Annotated in this window: 20 protein-coding genes; 13 read left to right on the top strand and 7 right to left on the bottom strand. The window is 76.3% G+C overall.

The window, feature by feature from the left end:
• The first annotated feature begins 299 nt into the window (after positions 1–299).
• Positions 300–1775: a hypothetical protein gene (locus ABZ249_RS00905; protein ID WP_355255381.1), complete on the top strand. Its 1476-nt coding sequence runs from the start codon at positions 300–302 to the stop codon at positions 1773–1775.
• A 296-nt stretch (positions 1776–2071) separates the two neighbouring features.
• Complete coding sequence (locus ABZ249_RS00900) at positions 2072–3010, top strand: hypothetical protein (protein WP_355255378.1); 939 nt, start codon at positions 2072–2074, stop codon at positions 3008–3010.
• Between the two features lie 171 nt (positions 3011–3181).
• Here ABZ249_RS00900 and ABZ249_RS00895 read toward each other — a convergent pair whose 3' ends face one another.
• Complete coding sequence (locus ABZ249_RS00895) at positions 3182–3778, bottom strand: TetR family transcriptional regulator (RefSeq protein WP_355255375.1); 597 nt, start codon at positions 3776–3778, stop codon at positions 3182–3184.
• A 63-nt stretch (positions 3779–3841) separates the two neighbouring features.
• Between ABZ249_RS00895 and ABZ249_RS00890 the strand changes: the two genes are divergently transcribed.
• The 9 genes from ABZ249_RS00890 to ABZ249_RS00850 all read left to right on the top strand — a co-directional run bounded on the left by ABZ249_RS00890 (position 3842) and on the right by ABZ249_RS00850 (position 14523).
• Positions 3842–4372 (top strand): SRPBCC family protein, encoded by a 531-nt coding sequence (locus ABZ249_RS00890; RefSeq protein WP_355255372.1) that lies wholly within the window; start codon positions 3842–3844, stop codon positions 4370–4372.
• A 41-nt stretch (positions 4373–4413) separates the two neighbouring features.
• Positions 4414–4947 carry a hypothetical protein gene (locus tag ABZ249_RS00885; RefSeq protein WP_355255369.1) on the top strand — a complete coding sequence of 178 codons (534 nt, stop codon included), beginning with the start codon at positions 4414–4416 and terminating at the stop codon, positions 4945–4947.
• 55 nt (positions 4948–5002) lie between these two features.
• Positions 5003–5785 (top strand): hypothetical protein, encoded by a 783-nt coding sequence (locus ABZ249_RS00880; protein WP_355255366.1) that lies wholly within the window; start codon positions 5003–5005, stop codon positions 5783–5785.
• Between the two features lie 108 nt (positions 5786–5893).
• Entirely contained in the window at positions 5894–6592 is a 699-nt protein-coding gene (locus ABZ249_RS00875) for a TetR/AcrR family transcriptional regulator (RefSeq protein WP_355255363.1), read from the top strand.
• Between the two features lie 82 nt (positions 6593–6674).
• Complete coding sequence (locus ABZ249_RS00870; protein WP_355255360.1) at positions 6675–7082, top strand: MerR family transcriptional regulator; 408 nt, start codon at positions 6675–6677, stop codon at positions 7080–7082.
• Complete coding sequence (locus ABZ249_RS00865; protein ID WP_355255357.1) at positions 7082–8050, top strand: aldo/keto reductase; 969 nt, start codon at positions 7082–7084, stop codon at positions 8048–8050. The genes ABZ249_RS00870 and ABZ249_RS00865 overlap by 1 nt, the downstream gene beginning before the upstream one ends.
• A gap of 338 nt (positions 8051–8388) precedes the next feature.
• A complete protein-coding gene (locus ABZ249_RS00860) occupies positions 8389–11625 on the top strand; it encodes a hypothetical protein (RefSeq protein WP_355255354.1) in 3237 nt (1078 codons plus the stop codon).
• 276 nt (positions 11626–11901) lie between these two features.
• Positions 11902–12963 carry an SEC-C metal-binding domain-containing protein gene (locus tag ABZ249_RS00855; protein ID WP_355255351.1) on the top strand — a complete coding sequence of 354 codons (1062 nt, stop codon included), beginning with the start codon at positions 11902–11904 and terminating at the stop codon, positions 12961–12963.
• A gap of 222 nt (positions 12964–13185) precedes the next feature.
• Complete coding sequence (locus ABZ249_RS00850; RefSeq protein WP_355255348.1) at positions 13186–14523, top strand: DUF5685 family protein; 1338 nt, start codon at positions 13186–13188, stop codon at positions 14521–14523.
• A 128-nt stretch (positions 14524–14651) separates the two neighbouring features.
• Here ABZ249_RS00850 and ABZ249_RS00845 read toward each other — a convergent pair whose 3' ends face one another.
• The 6 genes from ABZ249_RS00845 to ABZ249_RS00820 form a co-directional block, all read right to left on the bottom strand.
• Entirely contained in the window at positions 14652–16244 is a 1593-nt protein-coding gene (locus tag ABZ249_RS00845; protein ID WP_355255345.1) for a hypothetical protein, read from the bottom strand.
• Between the two features lie 557 nt (positions 16245–16801).
• Complete coding sequence (locus ABZ249_RS00840; RefSeq protein ID WP_355255342.1) at positions 16802–17296, bottom strand: S24/S26 family peptidase; 495 nt, start codon at positions 17294–17296, stop codon at positions 16802–16804.
• Entirely contained in the window at positions 17293–19215 is a 1923-nt protein-coding gene (locus ABZ249_RS00835) for an ABC transporter ATP-binding protein (protein WP_355255339.1), read from the bottom strand. Before ABZ249_RS00835 ends, ABZ249_RS00840 begins: the two co-directional genes overlap by 4 nt.
• The gene (locus ABZ249_RS00830) at positions 19215–19772 is read right to left on the bottom strand and encodes a redoxin family protein (RefSeq protein ID WP_355255336.1); all 558 of its coding nucleotides are present in this window, start codon (positions 19770–19772) and stop codon (positions 19215–19217) included. The genes ABZ249_RS00835 and ABZ249_RS00830 overlap by 1 nt, the downstream gene beginning before the upstream one ends.
• A gap of 15 nt (positions 19773–19787) precedes the next feature.
• The gene (locus tag ABZ249_RS00825) at positions 19788–20351 is read right to left on the bottom strand and encodes a MauE/DoxX family redox-associated membrane protein (protein ID WP_355255332.1); all 564 of its coding nucleotides are present in this window, start codon (positions 20349–20351) and stop codon (positions 19788–19790) included.
• Between the two features lie 84 nt (positions 20352–20435).
• A complete protein-coding gene (locus ABZ249_RS00820; RefSeq protein WP_220562174.1) occupies positions 20436–20651 on the bottom strand; it encodes a hypothetical protein in 216 nt (71 codons plus the stop codon).
• Positions 20652–21561: 910 nt separating this feature from the next.
• Between ABZ249_RS00820 and ABZ249_RS00815 the strand changes: the two genes are divergently transcribed.
• Positions 21562–22506 (top strand): SDR family oxidoreductase, encoded by a 945-nt coding sequence (locus ABZ249_RS00815; RefSeq protein ID WP_355255329.1) that lies wholly within the window; start codon positions 21562–21564, stop codon positions 22504–22506.
• Between the two features lie 40 nt (positions 22507–22546).
• Positions 22547–23896, top strand: coding sequence for an MFS transporter (locus ABZ249_RS00810; RefSeq protein ID WP_355255326.1), 1350 nt, complete (start codon positions 22547–22549; stop codon positions 23894–23896).
• The last annotated feature ends 127 nt before the right edge of the window (positions 23897–24023 follow it).

The raw sequence follows: 24023 nt of genomic DNA, 5'->3' as shown, positions 1-24023 counted from the left end.
GGGACCGCGCCGCCGTCCCGCGGGACGGCGGCGCCCGCCCGGCGGGGCGCTCCGACGGGGACCCCGGTCCCCGGCCCCGCCGGGCCGTACGGCCCCGGGGCGGGTGCGGCGGGTTTCCCCGTCGCCGCACCCGCCCCGCCGTCCGTCCGCGTGGTGCCCGCCCTCCCGCGCACGGCGCCCCCGCTCCGTCCGGCCCGCCGCCTCCGCCCCTCCGGGGCGGGGCCAGCCGGGGCCGCATCCGGGGGCGGCGGGCCTTCTCCGCTTCGTGCCCGGGGCGCGGATGTGCCAGGATTCCGGGTATGCCCGGCACCGCACCCCCCGCCGACCCGCGCCCCGCGTCCGCTCTGGCCGTACTCGGTGCGCTCCTGGACCGCTCCCTGGTGCAGATCGAGGACGCCACCGCGGATGCCCGGTTCCACGACCGGGAGACCGTCCGCGCCGCGGCGGATGTCTGGGACGACAACACCCGAGCCTTCTTCGTCTCCGCCCTGGGCCGCACCCGCCGCGCCCGGGACCGGCGCGCCCGCCGGGCCCTGCGGTGGATGGCCGACCTCGGCCCCGCACGCCGGGCCTGGATGGCGGCGAGCGCCGCCGAGGCCGGGTACGACATCGGCGCCCTGCTGCCGCCCGCGCGGACCTCCGGCGACCCGGGCCCCGCGGCCGCCCCGGTGACCGGCGGCGTCGCCGAAGGGCTGGCCGCCGACCACCGCCTGGACACCGCCACGGTCAGTACGTTCTCGGTGGAGCGGCGGGGCACCCGGCTGACCGCCAGGGTCGTCCTCACGGCGGAGCGCGCCCGCCCCGGGCCGGAGGAGGGCGAGGGGACGGCCGACCTGGTCGTGCACCTGCCCGAGGTGGACGAGGTCCGCTTCGACACCCGCGATGTTCCCGGCGCCCGCCTGTCCTGCGACCACTACGGGGTCACGGTCGCCTTCGGCGACGGCCTGCTGCGCGGGCCCGCCGCCACGGTGGAGGTCCGCAGGGAGGCCCGGGGTCCGGGGCTGCCGGCGGCCGCCCGGAGCTGGTCGCCCCCGCCCCGGCCCTCTCCCGAACCCGCCCGAAGACGGGACCGGGGCCGCGAGGCGCGTCCCCTCACGGGGGAGGTCCACGGGCCCGCCGCCCGGGCCGTCTGCCACCTGCTGGTCTGGACGATGATCAGGATCCGCTCGTCCGGCGGCCGTTCCGGCCGGAGCACGACCCCGGTGCCCGCGCTGTGCCGGGCCCTGGCCGGGGCGGGCACGGACATCGCCGCGGCCGCGGCGCACTTCACCCCGGGGCGGCGCGAACGGGCCTTCCGCGACCTGGCCCTGGCCTGGGTCCGCCGCGGCGGACCCGAGACGGCCGCCCACTTCGACCGGGCGCTGGACGCGGTGTCCCGCTCCTCGGGCGTCGACGAGCTGGAGGCGGCCCGGCGGCTCGCCCGCGAACTGCGCGGGCGGGACGGCGCCCCGGAGCCGCGGACCGCCCCGAGTCGGGACCTCGACGTGCCCTCCGCCGCCGCCCTGCGCCTGGTCTCCTACAACGCCGGGCGGTCGTGGGAGGAAGGCGCCCTGGAGCCCGACGCCACCGTCCACCTGGCGGCCCCCGCCGACCCCGCCGACCCGGGGGAGCCCTGGCGGTTGCGGGTCCTCACCGCCCGCGCGCCCGACCGCGTGCGGGTGTCCACCCCGGCGTTCCGCGGCACCCTGCGGCCGCGCACCATCGACGACCACGACGGCCGCGCCACCCTGGTCGCGGCGGACGGGGCCCTGGAGGTCCGGGGCAGCTGGCACTGAGCACCGGCCGGCGCTCCGCCGCCGTCCCCGGCGCGAGCGGCGGGCTCCCGCCGACCACCTGGGGACCCGTCCCTCGTGTGTGTTCGGCGGATCATTCCGGGGAGCGGCCGCCTCTCGTCGCGCCGCCTGGGCTCGGACGGCCGACCACGGGCCGACATCGCCGGGCGGCTTGCGGGAGATCGCCCGACGACCGCTCCCGGCACCCGGCGCAAGCGCCGGGCCGCACGAAGGCATCCACCGGACCCGCCCTAGGCTTGCGGCGGACCGCCGACCCGGCTCCGCGAGGAGGGAACCGCGTGCACGCCGCACTGACCGTCGCACTCGACCACCGGCCCGTGCCGGGGGAGGACCTCCTGGAAGGTCTGGAGTCCGCCCTGGGCCCGGTGCTCGCCCCCTTCGACATGGAACTCGAAGTCCCCCCGTACCGCGACTACGAGTACGAGGACTGGGAGGAGGAGTACCGCTGGGCGGTGGAGTACTTCACCGCGCACCCCGCCCGGCGTCCGGACCCCTTCGACCCGAACGACCGCCTCTCGCTGCTGAGCGCCCTCCTGCACACGCCGGTGCACCGGGACCCGGCCGACGGCCGCCTCTACGCCGTGACCACCGACAACCCCCGCGCGCAGTGGGACTACTGGTCGATCGGCGGCAGGTATCCGGGCATTCTCCCGGTGTCCGACCCCGACGACCCCCGGGTGCTGCCCGGCCGGGCGGGGCCCCGGGAGGAGCACGGGCCCTGGCCGGCCACCGGCGCCCCCGTGCGGCTGCTCGCCCTCGGGGAGCAGCGCGCGCGGAAGGCCGCCCGGGCGGCCCGGGACTGGGACCGGGCCCACCGCATCCTGACGGAGCACCCGTTCCCCGTGCGGCTGGGGGAGCTGGTCGCGGAGGCGAGGGGAGAGGAGCGGCGGCGGGCTCGCGCCCGCTACTTCGCCCAGCCCGCGGTGCGCGGGCTGATCGACGCCGGGCTGGCGGGCGATCTGGACTGCTCCATCGACGTGTACGACCGCCCCCGGGAGGAGTACGTCGCCGACGCCCGCGACGGGGTCGGCCTCGGCTTCGCCTTCCTGGACCTGGACGGAACCTGGTACGACCCCGACTCCCGGGCCGGAGTGCGGGCGCCGATCACCCACGCGAACTGGATCGACCGCCGCCGGGCCCACCTGGACCGGGTGGTGCCGCTGCTGGACGCGCTGCCCGGCGACGCCTACGTGGTCACCGTGGACTACCACTCCTGACCGGGGCCGCCGCGGTGTTCGTGATGCCGGCGGTGTCCGCGGTATCCGCGGCGTCCAAGGCGTTCGTGATGTCGGCGGCGTTCGCAGCGTCCACGGCGTCCGGGACCGCACGGCCGCCGCGCCCGAGGGGGTGACGGGACCGCCCTGTCGGGGCCGCCCGGGCCGGGGCGTTCAGGGCCGGGGCGCGAGCAGCCGGTGCGCCGCGTCCGCGGCCGCCTCCTCCGCTTCGGCCGGGACCTCCCCGCCCTCGGCCAGGTGCCGGCGCACCAGGGCCAGGGGCAGGTCCACCACCGCCGTCCGCACCCGCTCCAGGGCCGCGCCGACCGGTTCCCCGGGCGCGCGCAGCCGTTCGGCGACCTCCGCGAACGCCGTTCCCAACCGGGCGTTCCCCCGGTCCCGCCGCTCCCGCTCGGCGGGCGGCCACCGCTCCGCCTCGAAGTCGGCGTCCGAGTACAGCAGGACGCGCGCCCGGTCCGGGGCGGCCCGGCTCCAGGCCGGCACGTGCCGGGCCGCGCCCACGGCCGCCGCCAGCGGGTCCCGCGCGGCCAGGGCGGCGAAGCAGCCCTCCTGGAAGTCGGCCAGGGCGGCCAGCCGGACGGCCGCCAGCAGCGCGGGCCGCCCCGGGAACCGGTGGTAGACCGAACCGCTGGGCGCTCCCGCCTCCCGGGCCACGGCCGCCATCGTCACCGCCCCCGGCCCGCCCCGGGCGGCCAGGGCGGTGGCGGCCGCCACCAGGACGTCGGAATCGAAGCGCGCGGGTCTTCCCATAGGGGCGACTGTATGCTCCACTTGGTTTTAGAGACGCCTCTCTAAAACAAGGAGTGCACTCCCATGCGTGTCCGCAACCTGCACCTGCGCCACCTCGCGGCGTCCCCCGACCGGGTCGGCGCCCTGCTCGACGGCCTGGCCTCGCCCGCCGACCCCCTCTGGCCCGCCGACCGCTGGCCCGCCCTGGTGCTGGACCGCCCCCTGGAGGTCGGGGCGGCGGGCGGGCACGGCCCCGTCCGCTACACCGTCGCCGCCCGCACCCCGGGGCGGCACGTGCGGTTCCGCTTCACGGCCCCGCGCGGGTTCGACGGGTTCCACGAGTTCACCGTCGAACCCGGGGAGGACGGCACCGTGCTGCGCCACCTGCTGGTCATCCGGGCGCACGGCCCGGCCCTGCTCACCTGGCCGCTGGTGTTCGGGCCCCTGCACGACGCCCTGCTGGAGGACTGCCTGGACCGCGCCGAGCGCGCCCTCACCGGCACCGTCCGCGCCCCCGCCCGGTGGAGCCCGTACGTCCGGCTGCTGCGTGCGGCGGCCGTGCGCGCCGGTCGGCGGCGCGACAATCCCCTGGGCGCCCGGGCGGCCCGTCCCTAAGATGGGCGGCGGCGCGCCATCCACACCCCCTCAGGAGACCCGTGTCCCATCTTCCCCTGCTGTTCCTGGACGTCGACGGCCCCCTCAACCCGTTCCGGGCACCGGACGAACGCCGCCCCGACGGCTACACCACCCACCGCCTGCGCCCCCGGGGCTGGGAGGACGCCCCCAAGCCCCTGCGCGTGTGGCTGCGGCCCGACCACGGCGAGCACCTGCTCGCCCTGCCCTACACCCTGGTCTGGGCCACCACCTGGGAGTACGACGCCAACACGATGATCGGCCCCGTCATCGGCCTGCCCGAGCTGCCGGTGGTCGAGCTGCCGCACTGGTCCGAAGCCACCGACGGGCTCTGCTTCAAGACCGCGACCCTGGTCGAGTACGCCGACGGGCGGCCCTTCGCCTGGGTCGACGACATGATCACCGACCGGGACGTCGACTGGGTGCACCGCCGCCACCCGTCCTCGGCCCTGCTGCACCGGGTGGACCCGCGGATCGGGCTGCTCGACACCGACTTCCGGAGCCTGGAGGAGTGGCCGCCGGCCCGCCTGGCCGCCGCCCTCCCCGAGGACGACTGACCCCGCGGGGGCGGCGTCCTGGCGGCGGGAAACGTCCCACCTCTACTCTGGGGCCATGCACGCGACCACGGGCAACGACGCCCCCACCATCACCATCCCCACCACGCACAACGGCCCCGACGGCTCCGGCAACGGCGGCTACAGCGCCGGGCTGCTGGCCGCCCGCCTGACCGCCGTCGGCGGCCCGGCCGTGCAGGTCACCTTGCGGGTCCCGCCGCCCCTGGGCCGACCGCTGGCCGTCGAGGAGGAGGACGGAGCGCCCGTGCGGCTCGTCGACCCCGAGGCCGCCGACGCCAAGGCCCGGCTCGTCGCCGAGGCCGAGACCGTCACCGTCCCCGACACCCCCGCGGTCCCCGGCGGACCCGTCGACCCGGCCGCCGCCCGGGAGGCCGAGGGCCGCTACGCGGGCCTGGACCGGCACCCCTTCCCCCGCTGCTACAGCTGCGGAACCGAGCGCGCCGAGGGCGAGGGCCTGCGCCTGTTCGCCGGACAGGTCCGCGCGGGACACGGCCCCGACGGGACCGGCAACACCGTCGCCTGCACCTGGACCCCGCACCCCTCCCTGGACGACGGCACCGGCGCCGTCGGCCTGCCCGACGTGTGGGCCGCCCTGGACTGCCCCGGCGGCTGGTCCAGCGACGTCGCCGGCCGCCCCGCCGTCCTGGGCCGCATCACCGTCCAGGTCCTGAGCGCCCCCCGGATCGGCCGGACGCACGTGGTCGCCGGACACCTGGACTCCGTCGACGGCCGCAAGATCCGCACCGGCAGCGCCCTGTACGACGCCGACGGGCTGCTCCTCGGCCAGGCGTGGGCCACCTGGATCGCCCTGCGCGGCTGAACCCGGGCCCGCCGCGCCGGGGACGGACCCCGCGATCCCCCGCGGACCCCGCGGGACCGCCCCCGGCGCGGGCACCGGACCCCTCGGCAACCTCTAAGCTCGAACGTTGTGGCCTACCAAGACGTGCGGCGGACCCCGATGACCGACAGCGACGACGCCCCCGGCACGGCGCCCGTGTCGGAGACCCTTCCCGCGCCCCGCGCCCGCGGCGGGCGGGGGAGCGGACGCGGGCGCGACCCCGAACGCCGCCGCGCCATCCTCGACGCCGCCGACCGGGTCATCCAGCGCGACGGCCCCGACGCCTCCATGATCGCCATCGCCGCCGAGGCCGGGATCAGCAAGCCCATCCTCTACCGGCACTTCGGCGACAAGAGCGGCCTGTACCGGGCGCTCGCCTCCCGCCACGTCGACCCCCTCATCGAGCGGATCCGCGACGAGCTGCACCGGCACACCGAGTTCGACGTGCGCGCCCGGGCCACCGTCGGCGCCTACCTGTCGATGATCTCCCAGAACCTCAACCTCTACCGCTTCCTCATGGACCGGGCCACCTCCGAGGACCAGCGCACCCGCAGCGACCTGGGCATGATGGTGCGCCGCATGGGCGAGGAGCTGGCCGAGCTCCTGGTCGGCGAGGGCCGCATCACCGGGCGGCTGCGCGCCCAGATCACCGCGCACGCCGTCGTCGGGATGGTGCAGGCGGCGGGGGAGTGGTGGCTGGAGCACCCCGAGGTCGGCGAGGAGGAGATCATCGACCACCTCACCGCGGCGGTGGTCGGCGCCGTCCAGGGCAGCAGCGACCGGGTCTGACGCCCGCAGGAGCGCGCCGCCCGGGACCCCGTTCGGCGGCGGCCCTTGACCTGGAGCGCACTCCAGGTCCCATGCTGGACCCGTGAAGGACTTCTACACCCCCGGGGAGATCGCCGAGCGCTTCGATCTCACCCTCGACACGCTGCGCTACTACGAGAAGGCCGGGCTGCTGCGCCGGGTGGACCGGGCGCCCAGCGGCCACCGCCGCTACCGCACCGACGACGTGGAGCTCCTCCACCTCATCCGCTGCCTGCGCGACACCGACATGCCCATCGCCCGCCTGCGCGACTTCGCCGAACTCGTCCGCGCGGGCGACCACACCATCCCCGAGCGCCTGGACGTGCTCCAGGAGCACAAGAACCGGCTCGACGCCCGCATCGCCGAACTCATCGACCGCCAGGGCGCCATCGAGCACAAGATCGACTACTACCTCGGCGTCCTCTCCGACCGCGCCGCCGAGACCGCGCACACCCTCAAGGACGGCGACTGATGCGTTACACCGAGATCGGCGGCCGCAAGGTCAGCGCCCTGTGCCTGGGCGCCATGAAGTTCGGCAGCCAGACCGACGACGCCACTTCGGCGGCCCTGCTGGACCGGTTCATGGAGGCGGGCGGCACCTTCGTCGACACCGCCGACTGCTACCAGTACTGGGTCAACGGCTTCGAGGGGCACGAGAGCGAGACCTTCCTGGGCCGGTGGCGGCGCGAACGCGGCATCACCGACGAGGTCTTCATCGCCACCAAGCTCGGCGCCCAGCCCACCGTCCCCGGGGGCGGCCCCGAGTCCTGGGAGGGGCTGTCCGCCGGGGCCGTCGCCACCGCCGTCGAACGCAGCCTGCGGCGGCTGGGCACCGACCGCCTCGACCTGCTGTACACGCACAAGGAGGACCCGGCCACGCCGCTGGAGGAGACGATGGCGGCCCTGTCGCGGGCCGTCGACGAGGGCTCGGTGGCGCTGCTGGGCATGAGCAACCACCGCACCTGGCGGCTGGAGCGCGCCCGGGCCGCGGCCCGGGCCCACGGGCACAGGGTGACCGCGCTCCAGTACCGGTACAGCTACCTCCAGCCCCGCCACGAGGTGCAGCTGGAGTCCCCGGGGTTCACGCACGTCACCCCCGAACTGCTGGACTACGTGAACGCCGAGAAGGCCGCCGGGCGCGACCTGGTCCTGACGGTGTACACCCCGCTGCTCCACGGTTCCTACGCGCGCCCCGAACGCGCCGCCGAACTCGGCCCCGCCTACGACCACCCCGGCACCCGCAACCGCCTGGCCGCGCTCGACGAGGTCGTCCGGCAGACCGGCGCCACCCGCAACCAGGTGGTGCTGTCCTGGCTCATCGGCGGCGGGATGGTCCCGGTGATCGGGGTCAGCGGGACGGGGCAGCTGGACGAGGCGGTGGAGGCCGCCGACCTCGAACTCACCCCGGAGCAGCGCGAGACCCTCGACGCGGCCCACTGACCGGTCGCGGCCGCGGTGCGGGCCCGTTCCGGCGCGCGGGGGCGGGCCGGGGCGGGGGCGGGCCGGGACGCGGCCGGAAGCGGACACCCGCGGGCCCCGCGCGCCGTGGCCGACGCGCGCCGGGCCCGGGGCCGGGCGGGCCGGACCGGATAGGGGCAGGTGGGAGCGGCCTCCCGGGGGCGACCGGAGACCCCCGGGGCGCGAGTGACGCCTGAGCAACGGCGGACACGGGCCGTGCACATGTTCGCGAACACGGTTTTTACCGGCGTTTGACCGGATACCTTCCCTAGAGGCGGCGGTCGGATCCCACCGCCCGGGCGACCCGCGGGGAGGGGCACTTGCCGGAGAGCACGTACCACCAGATCCACTTCGCCTGGGCCGATCCCACCCTGCTGGGACGCGTCGGCCCCGGACCCGCCTCCTCCTCCCTCACCGAGGACGAACGCCTCACCCTGCGCGCCTGGCGCAACCGCCTCCAGCCGGCCCTCACGGTCGACTACCGGGTGTGCATGCCCGACCCGGCCGAGCACCCCGAGACCCTGTGGGTGCGCGCCTACGAGGACGGACAGGCGGCGCTCGTCTACCGCTGGCCGGGGGACGTGGAGTCCGCGCACGCCTGGGCCATCGTCGGCCCGGCCGAGGGGCTCACCTTTCCGCGCGTCCTGAGCCTGCACGAGAACCCCAACACCCGCCCGCACCGCACCCGTCCGCCCGCCCCGGGGTGGGCGGCGATGCCGGTGCTGGACGCCCCCGAGCCCTGGGAGCGGTCGGCGGCGCCGGGCGCGGTGCGCGCCCGCGACCGCCGCGCGGCCGACCTCGCCGCCCCGCGCGGGGAGGAGCTGCTGGCGCTGGGGGTCGCGGCGGCGCTGGAGCGGCCCGACCTGCCGGTGCGGGTGTTCCTGGACCCGGGACGGGCGGACCTGTGGAACGCGGTGCAGCTGCGCTTCCTGTGGGGGCTGCACCGGAGCCTGTACGAGGTGCTGAGCCCGCGCGGGACGAGCCCGGCGCCGGGCTGGGAGTGGTCGCTGTCCACGTACGACCCGGTGCTGGAGGAGAGCCGCCAGCACATCGTCTTCGGGCCGCCGACGGGGGCGGCGGGGCCGCTGCTGCGGATGCCCGGGACCGGGTTCCGGACGGTGGCCGAGCGCCTGGTGGGCGTGCTGCGCGAGGAGGGCGGGGACGCGCTCGCGGAGCACCTCGCGGAGCGGGGCGTTCCGGACGCGCCGACGTTCGGGGAGCGCCGCGACCTCCTCGCCGACTGGCTGGACCCCCGCCCGTCGGCGCCCCGCGCCGGAGGCGGGAGTGGGGACGGTGACGACCGGCCGCTCGCCGCGGCGGTCGCCGCCGACGGCGCGGAGCCGGGCGCCGAGGCCGCTCCGGATGCGCCGGACCACCTGCCGGAGCCCCCGGTGGACGCGCCTGTGCCGACGGTGCCCGCGGCGAAGGCGCCCGCGGCCCGCCCGGAGGGCGCCGCCCGCCTCCGCCGCTTCGTCACCGAGGGAGCCTTCGGGGGCGAGGACACCGACGCCGTGGCCACCGAGCACCCGGGCCCTATAGGTGCCGAGGCCCCCACCGGCCCCGCCGACGCGTCCGCTGCTTCCGGTGACCGGAACACCGGCCTCCCCGCCGGTGCCGAGCACACGGAGGGGCCGGTCGCCCCCGGCGGCCCCGCGCGCCCCACCGGCTCTGGAGAACCCGCCGACGACCCACTGGAAGCCGAGCCCCTTCCCCGGGAAGCCGCAGGTCCGGGCGATTCAGCCGATCCCGAACGCGCCGCGGCTGGCGAGGACGCAGGTGATGAGCCGCCGGTGGCCGAGCCCCTGCCACGCGTGCCTGCCGATTCGGCGGGGAGGGACGACGATCTGCCCGAGGCCGAGCCTCTGCCCGGGGTCCCTGCCGATTCGGGGGCTGCGGGCAGCGCTCGCCTTCCGGGGGCCGGGGAGGCTGCTGAGGCCGTGCCTGCGGATTCCCCCGATGTCCCCAAGGGTCCCACCAATCCCACGGGTCGCACGGACAGCGGCAGTGCGCTCCTCCCGTCGGCTGACCTCGATGGTCCCACCGACCCCATGGGTCGCACGGACACCGGAAGCACGCCCCTCCCGTCGGCCGACCTCGACGGCCCCACCGACCCCACCCGCATCACGAGCACCGAAGGGCCGACGGGAACCTCCCGCTTCGCGGACCCCACGGACACCGCCGCGGCCGACGACGACCTCCCCGAGGCCGAATCCCTCCCCGGTGACACCGGCGGCGGTTCCGCGCCCCTGTCCTCCCCGTTCCGTAAGGCGTCCCCGGCCAGAGACCTCCCCGCCCGGGCCTGGGCGTCCCGGGAGGCCGCCGCCGAGGCCGCCTCGGCCCTGCCCGAGGTCGAGCCGCCCGGTACCGACGAGACCGGCCCCCAGGCACCCCCCGAGCCCTCGGTTCCCAGCGGCCGGGCCGCCGTGGAGCCACCCGATTCCGATCCCGACCCCGGCCCCGAGGAACCCCTCTGGCCCGGCCTCGCCCCCGCCTCCTCCGGCGGGGCGGACCCGGATGAGGCCCTGTGGCCGTCCGCCCCTCCGACCCCCGGCAGCGGGGCCGACGACGGTGCCCCCGGTCCGCACCGCCCCCGCATCGCGCCGACGCACACCGAGACGGCCACCGGCCCCGGACCCGAGCCCTCCTCCCCGGACGACCACCGGTCGGGGGAGGGGCGCCCGCCGCGCATCTTCGACGCCCCCGAACCCCGCAGGCCGCGCATCGCCCCCGCCGTCGATCCGGAACCCCCGCGGGACCCCGAGCCTCCAAGGGACACCGAACCCCCCGCCTCCGCCCGGCGTTCCCCCTCGCCCATCCGCACCGGCCTCTTCCGCAAGCGGACCACCCGCCGCGACACCCCCGCCGGCGGCACCCCCCGGGCCGCGGAACCGGACACGCCCCGCCCGGACGGCCGGGTCCGCGCGCTCGCCGAGGGCGCCTTCGGGGGCCGACCCACGCGGTCGACCCCGCAACCCCCCGACCCCGAGGAGTTCCCGCCCGCCGCGGAGCGCACCCCGGACGAGGCGCCGCCCCTCTTCCCCGACGCTTCCGAGCCCGATGCCGCCGCCGCTCCCCACCCCGAGCCCCCCGGCACCCCCGACTACGCCGCCGAGACCGCCCCCGAACCCTCCGAGCACGTCGCTCCGGAGGACAACTGGCCCACCCAGTACGTCGACCTCCCCCTGGACCGCCTGGAGCGCTGGCTCACCAAGTACGGCCCGGAGGAGGCCCGCATCGACCTCGTCGACGCCCGCGCCGCGGTCCGCGCCGAACGCTCCGAGCTCCAGCGCGTGCGCGACGAACGCGACCACTACCACGCCGAACTCCAGGACTCCCGCCGCGAGGTCGCCCGACTGGACCGTTCCTGGATCGATCGGGAGGACGACGACGAACCCCTCGCCACCGGCTCCCCGCAGCGCCGGTGGCCCGTCCGCGCACTGGTGGCGCTGCTCCTGTTCGCCTTCCTCGTCACCGGCCTGGAAGCCGGGGCCCGCTTCGGCGTCGGCGCCCTCGACCTCCTCGGGCGACTGGCCGACGCCCCCTGGTGGCCGCTCTGATCCGTCCGGGAGGCCGCGCCGCCCACCCCCCGCACCAACCGGCACCGGCGGGGGCGGCCGCCCCCGCCGCTCGCCGTCGACCCACCGGTCATGCGGTGGGCCGTCGCGCGGACGGGCGCACGACGCTCCGCCCGGCACCGCTCCCACCCGGGCCTGCCCCCGCAGTGCGGTCCCCGCGTGCGGCCGACCCCTGAACGGGCTGTGACCTTCCGCTGCTTTCCCCGGCCCCGCCCGCGTGCGGCGCGGCCGGGGGACACCCGCTCCTAACCTGGAGGGATGACAGGAACACCGCCGGTCCCCGCCCTCCCGCAGCCGCTGCTGGACGCGGTCCACGCCCTTCCCCTGCCCGAACACCGGCGCGCCGCGCTCGCCGCCGCCCCGGACGCGCACCTCCTCCTCGACGCCGCGGTGGACCTGGGCGACACCGACCCCGGCGGTGCCCGCGCCCTCCTCGACGCCCTTCGCTCCCACGCCCCGCAGGAGGCGCACCGCCAGTACGCGACCCACGCGCTCGCCGCCCTCCTGCGCCGCCGGGGCGACGCGGACACGGCCGACCGGCTCATCGCCGGCCTCCTCGACTCCGGCCGCCTCGACCGGGTCCTCGCCCTCCTCCTCGCCGAGGAGTTCGCCGCCGACGGCGCCCTCGAACGCGCCCTGAACTGCTACAACATCGCCTGTCGCAGCATCCTGACCGGCCCGGCCGAGACCGTCGCCGACCTCAACCGCATCGGCCTGATGCCCCTTCTGGGCCGGGCCGCGGTCCGCGAACGCCTCGGCCTCACCCCCGACGGCCACGACCTGGCCGCCCGCGAGGCCGACCGCCACCTGCCCGACGCGGCAGCCGAACTCCGCCGTATGGCGGGCGACACCGCCGCCCCCGACCTCCCCCTCCCCGAGGCCTTCTCCGGCTCCTTCCCCCAGGACACCGCCGACCCCCGCCCGATCCCGGAGACCGTGCGCGAGAACCACGCCTTCTTCCCCCACCCCGCCCTGGGCGAGGCGCGCGAACGCGGCCTGCTGCCCGCCGACCCCGATTCCGACTCCGGCGACCCGGCCGCCCACCACCACGCCGTCGAACTCACCCTGCGCGCCCAGGCCCGCGGATTCCCGGACGTGCGACTGGGCACGATCCCGGTCACCCCGGCCGAGATCGCGGACTTCGCCGCCGAACACGGCCTCGACCCGGCCGACCCGGGCACCCTCCGCGCCTGGGTCTCGGCGGTCCCGGCGCCGGACTCCCCGCACGTCGCGCCCTGGCCGCCCGAGCGCAACCACCCCTGCTGGTGCGGCTCCGGCCGCAAGTACAAGAAGTGCTGCGGCTCCGCCTCCCTGCGCTGACCCGCCCGGCCGCCCACCCACCCGCCCGTCCGGCCCCCGGCCGTCCGTCCCTCCGGCGGCACCGGGACGGACCGGGGCACGGCGCGCCCCCTGACCGGGGAGCCCCAGGCGGGCGCCGGGGGCGGCACCGCCGCCCCCGTTCGCGTTCCGCCGGAACCCGGAGCCCGTCCACGGCATCGAACCGTCGTCCCATCGCGACGATCCGGAAGTGAGATGGCGCCCGTGTTCGGAATCCTGCGCCCCTGTCGCCACACCCTGCCCGACGGACTGGCCGACGAGTGGATGGCCCACATGTGCGGGCTGTGCCTGGCCCTACGCGACGACCACGGCCAGGTCTCCCGGATCGCCACCAACTACGACGGCCTGGTCATCTCCGTGCTCACCGCCGCCCAGGCCCCGGAACAGGCCGGGACCCGCCGGGCCGGACGCTGCCCGCTGCGCGGCATGCGCGGGGCGCAGGCCGCCGACGGCGCGGGCGCCCACCTGGCCGCAGCGGTGTCCCTGATGCTGGCCTCGGCCAAGATCACCGACCACATCGAGGACGGCGACGGCGTCTACGCCCGCCGCGGCGTCCGCGCCCTCGCGGGCCGGATGGCCGAACGCTGGCGGCGCGGCGCCACCGCCTCCGGCGACGGGCTCGGCCTCGACGGCTCCGCCCTCCTCGCGGTCATCGACCGCCAGCGCGAACTCGAGCTCTCCGCCGGGCCCGGCACCGACGTCCTCACCGTCACCGCCCCGACCGAGGAGGCCACCGGCGAGGCGTTCGCGCACACCGCCGCCCTGGCGGGCCGCCCGGCCAACGCCGAGCCGCTGCGCGAGGCGGGCCGCCTCTTCGGCCGCATCGCCCACCTCCTCGACGCCGTCGAGGACCTGGAGGAGGACCGGACCCGCGGAGCGTGGAACCCGCTCGCCGCCACCGGCACCGGCCTGGACCGGGCCCGCGAACTGTGCGACGACGCTGCGCTGGGCGTCCGCCTGGCCCTGGCGGAGACCGCCTTCACCGACGACCGCCTGGTCCGCGCCCTCCTGGAACGCGAACTCGGCCGCGCCGTCGACCGCGTCTTCTCCCAGGCCGGCCACCACCCCGGCCACGGCCACCCGCACCCCGGACGGCATCCGCATCCGGGACAACACCCCCACCCCGGGCAGCAGCCGTACCCCGGGCAGTACCCGGCCGGCGGCCCCTACCACCCCCGGGGACACCACCCCCACGGCCACCAGGACCAGAACCGCAAGCGACGCCGCGACGACAGCGGCACCTCCGGCGACGGCTACGACTCCTACTCGTCCGGCGGAGGGGACCGCGGCGGCCGCGACAAGGACGGCGGCGGCTGCTGTGAGTCGTGCACCTGCGGAACGCCGCGGCTGCACCACCCGCCCAAGCGCCGGGGCCCCATCGCCGGTTGCGCGGTGGCGCTGTTCATGTGCTGCACCTGCCAGCTCTGCTGCCGCGACCCCCACCCGGGGCCGTGGTCGGGCAAGCGGCGCGACGCCTGGTGCGACGGCTGCGACTGCCCGGACTGCAACTGCAACTGCGACTGCTGCTGTTGCTGCGACTGACCGCGGTCCCGCGGTTCCCGCCGGCCTCTCCGGCGGCGGTCGGCCACCCCCGGCGGCGGACGCCCCGGGAGGCGACGAACGCCCCGGCCGGGCACGGGGGGACGGCCCGGACCGCGCGCTCCCACCCCTCAGCCCCGACGGGCCCGGGCCCTGTCCGCCGCCCGGCGCGCGGCCTTCGCCACCCGGGCGTCCGGATGCAGGCGGCCCAGCGCCTCCAGGGCCGTCAGGGCCCCGGGGTGATCCACCCGCCACACCCGTTCCTGCCCGGACAGGAGGATCTCGCCGAGGACGTCCGTCCCCTCACCGGACCCGGGGCCGAGCAGTTCCCCGACGTGCTCCTCGCCCAGGGCCAGCAGCCCGGACACCGTGTCGATCGTCCACCAGGGGCCGTACTCGGCGAGCAGGTCCAGATGCTCCCCGGGCGGGGTCCCGGGCAGGGCCATCAGCGCCCCGGCCGCCAGGCCGGCCACCTCGGCGCTCGCGGATCCGAGCAGGGCGCGCAGCTCCGGCGCGGCCCCATCGCCCACCGCGACCAGCACCGACACCCCGATCGTGCGGCGCAGCGCCCCCCGCGGCCCGGGCTCGGCGGCCGCGGCCGCGATGTCCCGGACCGCCTCGGCGGCCGTCCGCCCGGCCAGCCACGGCCCGATCTCGGCGTCGTGCCGGGGCGGGGGCAGGGTGCTCAGCCTGTCGAGGAGACCGGCGGTCCCGGAACCGGAGCCCCGCCCCGCGGCTCCGGCATCCCGGCCCCCGGCACCTGCGCCGAACACGCCGACCCCGTCGCCCCGGTCGGTTCCGGCGCGCGGGGCGGGCACCGCGCCCCCGGAGGCCGGTTCCCCACGCGGTCCGTCCCCGGGCCCCATCGACCGCATCCCGTGCCGTCCCAGCGCGGTGAGCACCACCGCGCCGTCGACCGGCTCTGTCGACACCGCCTCCTGGGCGCCCGGCCAGAGCGGAAGGGGCGAGCGCCCGCGGCCGAGCCGGTGCGGGACCAGGAGCCCGGCGGGGGAGGCCCCGACCAGCCGGACCGCCCCGACCCGGGCCAACCGCACCACACCGGCGTACACCGTCTCGGCCGCCACCGCGCGGGCCCGACGCTCCGGCTCCGCCGGGCGGCGGCCGCGGCGCAGGTGCCACGCCAGGTCGACCAGCCGCGTCAGCGGCACCGCGGTGGCCTCGGGCACCTCCCGCAGCACGTGCAGGACGGCCGGCAGGGCCTCGCCCCCGCCGACCTCCCGCCCGGGGACCTCGTCGCCCTCCACGGCCGACAGGAACAGGGCCTCCCACACGGGCAGGAGCCCATCGGTCCGCCCGTCCGCGAACCCGGGGGCGGGGCGCGCCTCCCGGGCGTCCACCTCGATGACCCCCAGCTCCACCGCCGCACGCCACAGGGCGGCGAACTCCGGCAGGTCCCCGGCGCCGCCCAGCCTCCGCAACCGGTCGGCGCGATCGGCCGCGGCCGCCTCCGTGACCGCGGGCCACAGACCCAGCTCCTCCACCGCGGCGCGCACGTCGTCGGCGCCGAGTGTCCCGGCACGGGTCAGCGGCCTGCACGGGGAGACCCACCGGGCCAGGTCCAGCAGGTCGCGCAGGGGAACGGTCCGCGCGGCGGCCCGCGCCGGCCCCGTCCCGTCCGGCAGCGCGAACGCGACGCGGCCGCCCATGCCCCAGCCCGACATCGGCAGCGACTCCTCGAATCCGCCGTACCCGGGCTCGGCCACGACCCCCCGGGCCGCACACTCACCGACACCCCCGGTGCCGCCGCCGGTCCCCGCCGCCGAGGGGTGCGCACCCCCGGGGGCGACCCGCGGCCGGACCGGCCGACCGCCGTCCGTGCCCGCGTACACCATTCCCGCCCCCGCTCCATCGCACCTTCCGCGATGACCGCGTCACCGCGCGCAACGACCACCGTTCTACCGCCCACGGGGCGGCTCCGGGGGCGGTTTCGTGCAATCCGAGCCCGTATTCCGCAACGGTCCGCCCCTATCCGGCACGGGTCCCCGCAACAACCCGCACCCGCCCCTCCCGGCGGGCCGAAACCCCCGCCCGCGCCGACCGGCTCCGATACGCGTCCGCTCCATCGGCGGCGCGCCTTCTCGGGACCGGCCGGTAGCAGGCCCTCTCACGCCCCGGGGCCCGCCCATCGCTTCTCGCTCCACCGACGGCACGCCTGCCCGGAGCCGACCGGTCGCAGACCTCGGCACATCCCGGGGCTCACCCATCGCGTTCGCTCCGCCGACGGCGCGCCTGCCCGGTGCCGACCGGTCGCAGGCCCCCGTCACACCCCGGGGGACCCGCCCGTCGCCTCCGGTCCACCGGAAACGGACGCCATCCGCCGGACCACCACCCCCAGGACCTGCCCCTCGGGGCAGGGCCCGTGCACCCGGGAGTCCGTGCTCAGCACGTTGTCGCCCAGCAGCGCCACATGCCCCCGCGGGCACGCCCCCCGGAGGCCGACCTCCACCGGGTACCGGTCGCCTCCCAGGGCGACCACCCGCTTGATGTACCACCCCCGGCCGGTGACCCTCCCGTCCAACGGGGCCGCCCCGCGCCACCCGGTCACCGGGTCGGGCTCGCCCACGACCACCACGTCGTCCGCCGCCATGCCGGACACGCCGCGCCTGACCAGTACCCGGTCCCCGGGCCGGTAGGTCGGCTCCATGCTCGTCCCCCGCACCGTGATCACCACGTAGCGGCTGCGCAACCGCCAGGCCGCCGCCCCCAGGGCGGCGAGCGCCAGCACCACCGGCCCCACCACCGCGACCACGATCACGCCATCACCTCGTCCGGTTCCGCGGGAGGGCCGCCGGGCGCGTCGCCGCCGGTGTACCCCTCCGCCTGGAGGGAGAACAGCCGGGCGTACTCCCCGCCCCGGGCCATCAGCTCCCCGTGGTCGCCCCGCTCGGTGACCACACCGTCCTCGAGGACCACGATCCGGTCCGCACCGCGTACCGCACCCAGCCGGTGGGAGATCATCACCGTCGCCGCCCCCGCGCGCAGGGTCCGCAGCCGGTCCTGGACCTCCCGCTCGGCCTCCGGGTCCAGTCCCGAGGTCGGCTCGTCCACGATCAGCAGGTCCCGGCCCCGCCGCATCATCGACCGCGCGATCGCGAGCTTCTGCCACTGGCCGCCCGACAGGGTCGTGCCCGACTCCGTGTCCTCGTCCCCGTCCTCCGACTGGTAGAAGACGCGGGAGAGCATGGTGTCGTACCCGTGCGGCAGCTCCCCGATGAACCCGTCCGCCCCGGCCGTCCGGGCGGCCTCGCGGATCCGGTCGCCGTCGTCCCCGTCCTCCAGGGCCCCGAGCGCGATGTTCTCCCGCACCGGCAGCTCGTACGACATGAAGTCCTGGAAGACCGCGCTCATCCGGCTCCGCAGCGCGCCGAGGTCCATCTCGCGCAGGTCCGTCCCGTCCCACAGCACCCTGCCCCGGGTCGGGTCGTACATGCGGCACAGGAGCTTGACCAGGGTGCTCTTGCCTGCGCCGTTGAGCCCCACCAGGGCCAGCGACCCCTCCGCGGGGATGGTCAGCGACACCCCCCGGAGCACCCACGGCCCGTCGTCGGTGTACCGGAACCACACGTCCTTCAGTTCGACCCCCTCGCGCAGCCGCCCGACGGGACGCGGATCGGCCGGGACCGGGAGGTCCGAGGGCGTGGAGACCACGTCCTGGTAGTGGCCCATCAGCAGCAGGGCCTGGTAGGCGCCGGTCAGGCTCCCGACGATGCCACCCAGGGACGACTGGACCCCCGCGACCGCCGCGATGAACGCCGACACGTCGCCGATCGTGAACTCTCCGCGCAGCGCGCCCGCCACCATCCACACCAGGCCGCCCGCCGACACCAGCGCGCCCAGCAGGGCCAGGGGCCCGTGACCGAGGACCGCTCTGCGGTCCAGGCGCTCCTCGGCGCCGTTGATCCGGAGCAGCTCACCGCGCATCCGCCGCAGCAGGAACCCCCCGGCGCCGAACAGGCGGGTCTCCTTGATCGCCGCCGGGTCCAGCATCAGCTGCTGGTAGAACATCTGCCGGCGCATGCGCGGACTCATCCGCCACAGCATCCCGGCCCGCTCGCGGTCGAGCATCATCTGCACGAACAGCATCGGCAGGGCGGACACCACCGTGATCGCCGTGATCACGGGGCTGATGGTCAGGAGGATCCCGAGGAAGCCCGTGATCGTCAGGGCCCAGCGCACGGTTCCGAACAGCGACCCGAGGATCTCCTCCGGAGCGGTGGTCGCCGCCGTCTGCGCCATCCGCAACCGGTCCAGGAACGCCGGGTCCTCGAACCGGCGCAGCCCGGCGATCCGGTCGACCGCGCCGTACAGGCGCTCCTGCACGAGCAGCGCCACCGCGCGCTTCAGACGCGAGCTCAGGTAGGTCAGCACGTACTCGGACAGCGCGGAGACCAGGGTGAACACCCCGAGGAGCACCACGAGCAGCAGGGGCGCCTCCGCCAGCGGCCCCGGGACGCCTTCGGCGCCGTCACCGGCCTGGAGGATGTCCAGGAGCCACTTGGTGACGAGGGTGGCCCCGGCGGGGAGGACGCCGGCCGCCACCGTTAGGACGGAGTACAGGACCAGCGACCAGGGGGCCGCCCGCCAGGCGATCTCCAGCGAGCGGAGGGCCCGCGCACACGCGGCGCGCGGGCCCATCCCGTCCCGTCGGGCGGACCCGGGCGCGTCCGAGGGCATCAGGCCTCCAGGAAGGCGGCCGCGACGCTCCTGACCTCCACACCGGAGCGGACCACCACACCGTCGGCGTCGGCGAGGATGACGGCGGGGATGCCGCCGGGGGAGAACGCCAGGCCGACCTCGTCGCCGAGGCTCTGCATGACGATGGTGGCGTGCCCCTCCAGGACGGAGGTGTAGGCGTCCGCGTCGGCCTCGGGGTCCTCGTGCCCCACGAACGCGATGACCTGCTCGGGGGACAGGCCCGCCCGCCGGGCGAAGTCCACCAGGGGCTGGAGCTGCTTCTTGCAGGTGCCGCAGCTCGTGTCGAAGAACGCGTACACCGCCCGGTCGCCGAGCCGCTCCTTGGCGGAGATCTCGACCCCGTCCCTGGTCGTGGCGGTGAAGTCCGGGACGGGCCGGCCGGCCGGGACCTCCTCCAGGTCCGGGAATTCGGGGAACGTCCCTCCCCGCCCGGGGTCCTCCAATTGACGCAGGCGGCGCACCAGCGCCATGGTCAGCACCAGGTTGAACAGCGTGAGAGCGGTCAGTACCACGACCGCCGCGACGAGGACTCCCATCACGTTCTCCAGGTTCTATGCGTGGGGGAGGGGCGCGGACGGCGTGCCGCCCGCCCCGGGGCCGAAGAGGTCGACGAGGTCGTCGAAGTAGAACGCCATCGCCGTGACCGCGACGGCGGCCGCCAGCATCACGGCCGCCCCGCCCGGCGTCGGGAGCGCGGGGCCGAGCGCGAGGGAGCACCCCAGGCCGGCGGCGGCGAGCACGGTCAGTACGGCGTTGCGCCACACGTGCGGCCACCCCAGCGCGGATTCGGCCTTGCCGAAGCACGAGCACGTGACGGCCTTCTCCGCGCGTACGGAGTACAGGGCGAGCAGGGCGAAGGCCGTGAACAGAACGGTGGCCGCGATGAGGGCGGGCACCCTCGCCCACGCCCCGGCGAGCAGGGCGGCGCCCACGAGCAGTTCGACCGCGACGTGCGCGAGGGAGGCGGCACGGGCGGGGAAGCGCCGGACACGAAGGCGTCCGGCCAGGTCCGCCCAGGTCCGGAGGTTGGCGTCACCGCGGACCTTGGACAGCCCGGAGGTGAGGAGGATCCCGGCGACCGCGGTCTGCAGGAAGAACGTGGTGAGTACGAGCAAGGGGGTCCGCTTCACGGTTCGCTGGGGCGGGGGAGGAGGGGCGGGCGCGGCCCCGCCCTGCGGCGGGACCGCGCCGACCGGGGGTCAGCAGTCGCAGGCGATGGTCACCCACGAGCTGCAACGGGCATCGCCGCCCTGCAGGCAGCACTCGCGGCGCTGCCTGTACACGCGCCGGGGACAGGTGCTGCTGACGCAGCGGTACTGGTAGCCGCACGGGGCGGCGGCCGCCTGGGCCTCGGCCCGGGGGGTGAAGCGTTCGAGGATCCGGTCGGCGAAACGAAGGAGGGGGGATGCCTTCATGGGACAACCTTTCTCTCACCACGCCCTACTGCGGGGTGATGGCAGAACCTTAAAGGTTGAATGTCCAATTGCGCCAGGTTCGTCGACTCGGTCTCCAGAAGTTAACGCGGGCAACGGGAACTACAGGAACACCAGAAACCGCAGAAACATTTGAAACAGTGGAAACGGCGGGGTCGGCAGGGGCGGTGGGAGCAAAGGTCGGTGGAACCGTGCATTCCATGATCCCATCAACCGAGGTGTGGCGGGGGTCGTGCCTGGTCGGGGAGACGCGGCCGACCGGCGCCGGGTGAACCTGTCGCGGGGGCCTTTTTCGCTCCCCGGGGTATCGCCGCATTTCTGTGGCGGAGGCCGGTTCCGATGGCTCCGCGCACATGAAAAAGCGAGTGACTGTATCGCCTTTTCCATTCGCCCACGGTGTTCGGGAAGTCCGGGAAATCCGGGAATTCTCCGGGGGTGTGGCGTTTTTCGGGACGTGGCTTTTTTCGGGACGTGGTACCGGAACGGTGAAGGCAACCCCGATCCCGGCCGTTCCCGTACCGCCGTCGGCGACCACTCCCTCCCCGAGGGCTCCTCCGGTTCCGGTGTCCCGGTGCCCCGACCGCGACGAACCCCGTGGGGAACGCAGGGGAGGCCCGGCGAACCTGTGATCGCGAGGCCCTGGATAGGTCCGTGCCGTCCGCCCAGGATCAGTGCCACGGCTCGAACGGGACCCCGGGACGCGACCGGACGCGTCGCCCACCGCCACCCGGCCCCGGGCCGGACCAGCCGCGGGAGACCACGACCGGTGCCCCCGGCGGCACCGGCGGCGCGACCGCCCGCACCGGTACCGCCCGCACGGGCCGAAGACCCCGGGACCCGGCGGCGACAGCCCGCCGACCGCCCCGCGACCACGACCTCGAGGAGCAGGACCATGCCACGCCGACCCATCCACATCACCATGCCGGACCTGACCGGGAAGCGCGCCGTCGTCACCGGCGCGAGCGACGGGATGGGCCTGGGAATGGCCCTCCAGCTCGCAGCGGCGGGCGCCGAGGTGATCATGCCGGTCCGCAACCCGGACAAGGGCGCGGCCGCGATCGCCGAGATCCGGAACACCGCGCCCGGCGCCGACGTCTCGCTGCGCAGCCTCGACCTGTCCTCGCTCGACTCGGTCGCGGCCCTCGGCGACACCCTGCGCGGGGAGGCCCGGCCGATCCACATCCTCATCAACAACGCCGGCGTGATGCGGCCCCCGGGGCGGCAGACCACGGCCGACGGGTTCGAGCTGCAGTTCGGCACCAACCACCTCGGCCACTTCGCCCTGGTCGCCCGCCTCCTCCCGCTGCTGCGCGCCGGCCGGGCCCGGGTCACCTCGCAGATCAGCGTGGCCGCGCGGCGGGGCGCCGTCAACTGGGGGGACCTGAACTGGCAGCGCTCCTACGACGAGATGCGCGCGTACAGCCAGTCCAAGATCGCGCTGGGACTGTTCGGCCTCGAACTGGACCGCCGCAGCACGGCCCACGGCTGGGGCATCACCAGCAACCTCTCCCACCCCGGGGTGGCCCCGACCAGCCTGCTGGCCGCCCGCCCCGAGATCGGCCGCGGCGAGGACACCCCGCACATCCGCCGGATCCGGGCCCTGTCGGCCCGCGGGATCCTGCTGGGCACCCTCGAGACCGCCAAGCTGCCCGCCCTCATGGCCGCGACCGTCCCCGACGCCGGGCGCGGCGAGCTCTACAGCCCCAGCGGCCCCGGCCGGCTCGGCGGCCCGCCGACCCGGCAGCGGCTGTACCCGCCGCTGCGCAGCGAACAGGAGGCCGCGCGCGTCTGGCGGACCTCGGAGGAACTGACCGAGGTCGCCTTCCCCGCCTCCTGACCGCCGCCCGCACCGCCACCCCACAGCCCACGGAGGCCGTATGAGCACCACCGCCCCCCGCCCGCCCCGCCCCAGAAGCCCCTGGTGGGTGATCATCGGCAGCGGCACCGCCAACGCCGTCGGCCCCCAGATGTACCTGGCCACCATCGGCCTGTTCGTACTGCCGATCGTCGAGGACACCGGGTTCGGCCGCACCACCGTCACCGGGGCGTTCTCGGTCGCGGCGGTCGGGATGGCCGTCGGCCTGGTCGTCGTCGCACAGCTCGTGGACCGCTTCGCCGCGCGCTACATCCTCGTACCGGGCTTCGTGCTGTTCGCGGCCTCGATGGCGCTGATCGGCCTGGTGCCGCCCATCGAGTGGGCCTACCTCGTCCCCTGCTTCTTCGTGGGCTTCTTCGGGGCAGCAACGGCCGTGCCCGCCACCCGGGCGGTGGTGAGCTGGTTCGACAACAACCGCGCCCTCGCCGTCGGGGTCGTGACGGGCATCATCGGACTGGGCTCGGCCCTGGCCCCGCTGCTGGCCGGAGCGCTCATCGAAAACGTCGGATGGCGGTCGGCGTACGGCCTCATGGCCCTGGTCTCGGTCCTGGTGTCGGTCACGATGGTCACCCTGTTCGTGCGCGCCCGCGCCGAACACCACGTCCGCGGACGGCTCGTCCGGGAGACCCGGTCCCGCGGACGCGACGTCAGCCTCGAACTCCCCGGCCTGACCGTCGGCGAGGCGCTCCGCACCCGGCGGTTCTGGGCCGTCGCCCTCGGCCTGGGCCTGGTCGGGGTCGTCGTCTACGGCCTCCAGGTCCACCTCGTGCCGATGATGACCGACCGCGGGCTCGCCCCCGAACAGGCGGGCACCCTGCTGGTCGTCTTCGGCCTCGCCTCGCTCGTGGGCCGGATCGCCGGCGGCCTCCTCCTCGACCGCGTGCACGCGACCGTCGTCGGCCCGATCGTGATCCTCGCCCCCATCGCCGGCATGCTCTTCCTGGAACCGCCCTTCGGCGCCGCCGCCGTCGCGGTCGCCTTCATCGGCGTCGCCTTCGGCATCGAGGGAGACCTGCTCGCCCTGCTCATCACCCGCTACCTGGGCACCCGCCACTTCGGCCGGATCCTGGGCCTGGTGCAGGCCGCGTTCCTCCTCGGCAGCGCGCTGGGTCCCCTCCTCCTCGGGCTCGGCTACGACCTGCTGGGCTCCTACGACCCCGTCATCCCCGTCCTCATGGGCGTCCTCGTCGCCGGCGCCGTCCTCATCGCGACCCTGGGCCCCTACGCCCACCCGGCCGTCGACGGCTTCGACCGCCTCGCCGCCCGCGACGAACTCGCCGCCGCCGAGGTCCTCAGCGACATCGCCGGAAGCGGCCACCCCGACCGCCCCCGGGCCCGCCCCCACACCTGACCACCCTGTCCGCCCGGCCACCCCCACCCGGGCGGACGCCCTCGGCCCTCCGGACAGAACCGGCGCCCGGCCCGGTCCGCGGTCTGATGCAGTGGACGGCGATCACCGCGACCCCTCGCCGCCGAAG

This window comes from Nocardiopsis sp. NPDC006139, assembly GCF_040614155.1.
GTDB classification, from domain to species: domain Bacteria; phylum Actinomycetota; class Actinomycetes; order Streptosporangiales; family Streptosporangiaceae; genus Nocardiopsis; species Nocardiopsis changdeensis.
The sequence above is the reverse complement of the archived record's forward strand: the minus strand, read 5'-3'. Positions and strand labels throughout refer to the sequence as shown.

Excerpts from the sequence above, each read along its gene's own strand:
- ABZ249_RS00830 (WP_355255336.1), bottom strand. The coding sequence starts at position 19,772 with ATGGGAGTCCTCGTCGCGGCGGTCGTGGTACTGACCGCTCTCACGCTG.
- ABZ249_RS00880 (WP_355255366.1), top strand. The coding sequence starts at position 5,003 with ATGCACGCGACCACGGGCAACGACGCCCCCACCATCACCATCCCCACC.
- ABZ249_RS00905 (WP_355255381.1), top strand. The coding sequence starts at position 300 with ATGCCCGGCACCGCACCCCCCGCCGACCCGCGCCCCGCGTCCGCTCTG.
- ABZ249_RS00835 (WP_355255339.1), bottom strand. The coding sequence starts at position 19,215 with ATGCCCTCGGACGCGCCCGGGTCCGCCCGACGGGACGGGATGGGCCCG.
- ABZ249_RS00890 (WP_355255372.1), top strand. The coding sequence starts at position 3,842 with ATGCGTGTCCGCAACCTGCACCTGCGCCACCTCGCGGCGTCCCCCGAC.
- ABZ249_RS00855 (WP_355255351.1), top strand. The coding sequence starts at position 11,902 with ATGACAGGAACACCGCCGGTCCCCGCCCTCCCGCAGCCGCTGCTGGAC.
- ABZ249_RS00815 (WP_355255329.1), top strand. The coding sequence starts at position 21,562 with ATGCCACGCCGACCCATCCACATCACCATGCCGGACCTGACCGGGAAG.
- ABZ249_RS00865 (WP_355255357.1), top strand. The coding sequence starts at position 7,082 with ATGCGTTACACCGAGATCGGCGGCCGCAAGGTCAGCGCCCTGTGCCTG.
- ABZ249_RS00810 (WP_355255326.1), top strand. The coding sequence starts at position 22,547 with ATGAGCACCACCGCCCCCCGCCCGCCCCGCCCCAGAAGCCCCTGGTGG.
- ABZ249_RS00895 (WP_355255375.1), bottom strand. The coding sequence starts at position 3,778 with ATGGGAAGACCCGCGCGCTTCGATTCCGACGTCCTGGTGGCGGCCGCC.
- ABZ249_RS00820 (WP_220562174.1), bottom strand. The coding sequence starts at position 20,651 with ATGAAGGCATCCCCCCTCCTTCGTTTCGCCGACCGGATCCTCGAACGC.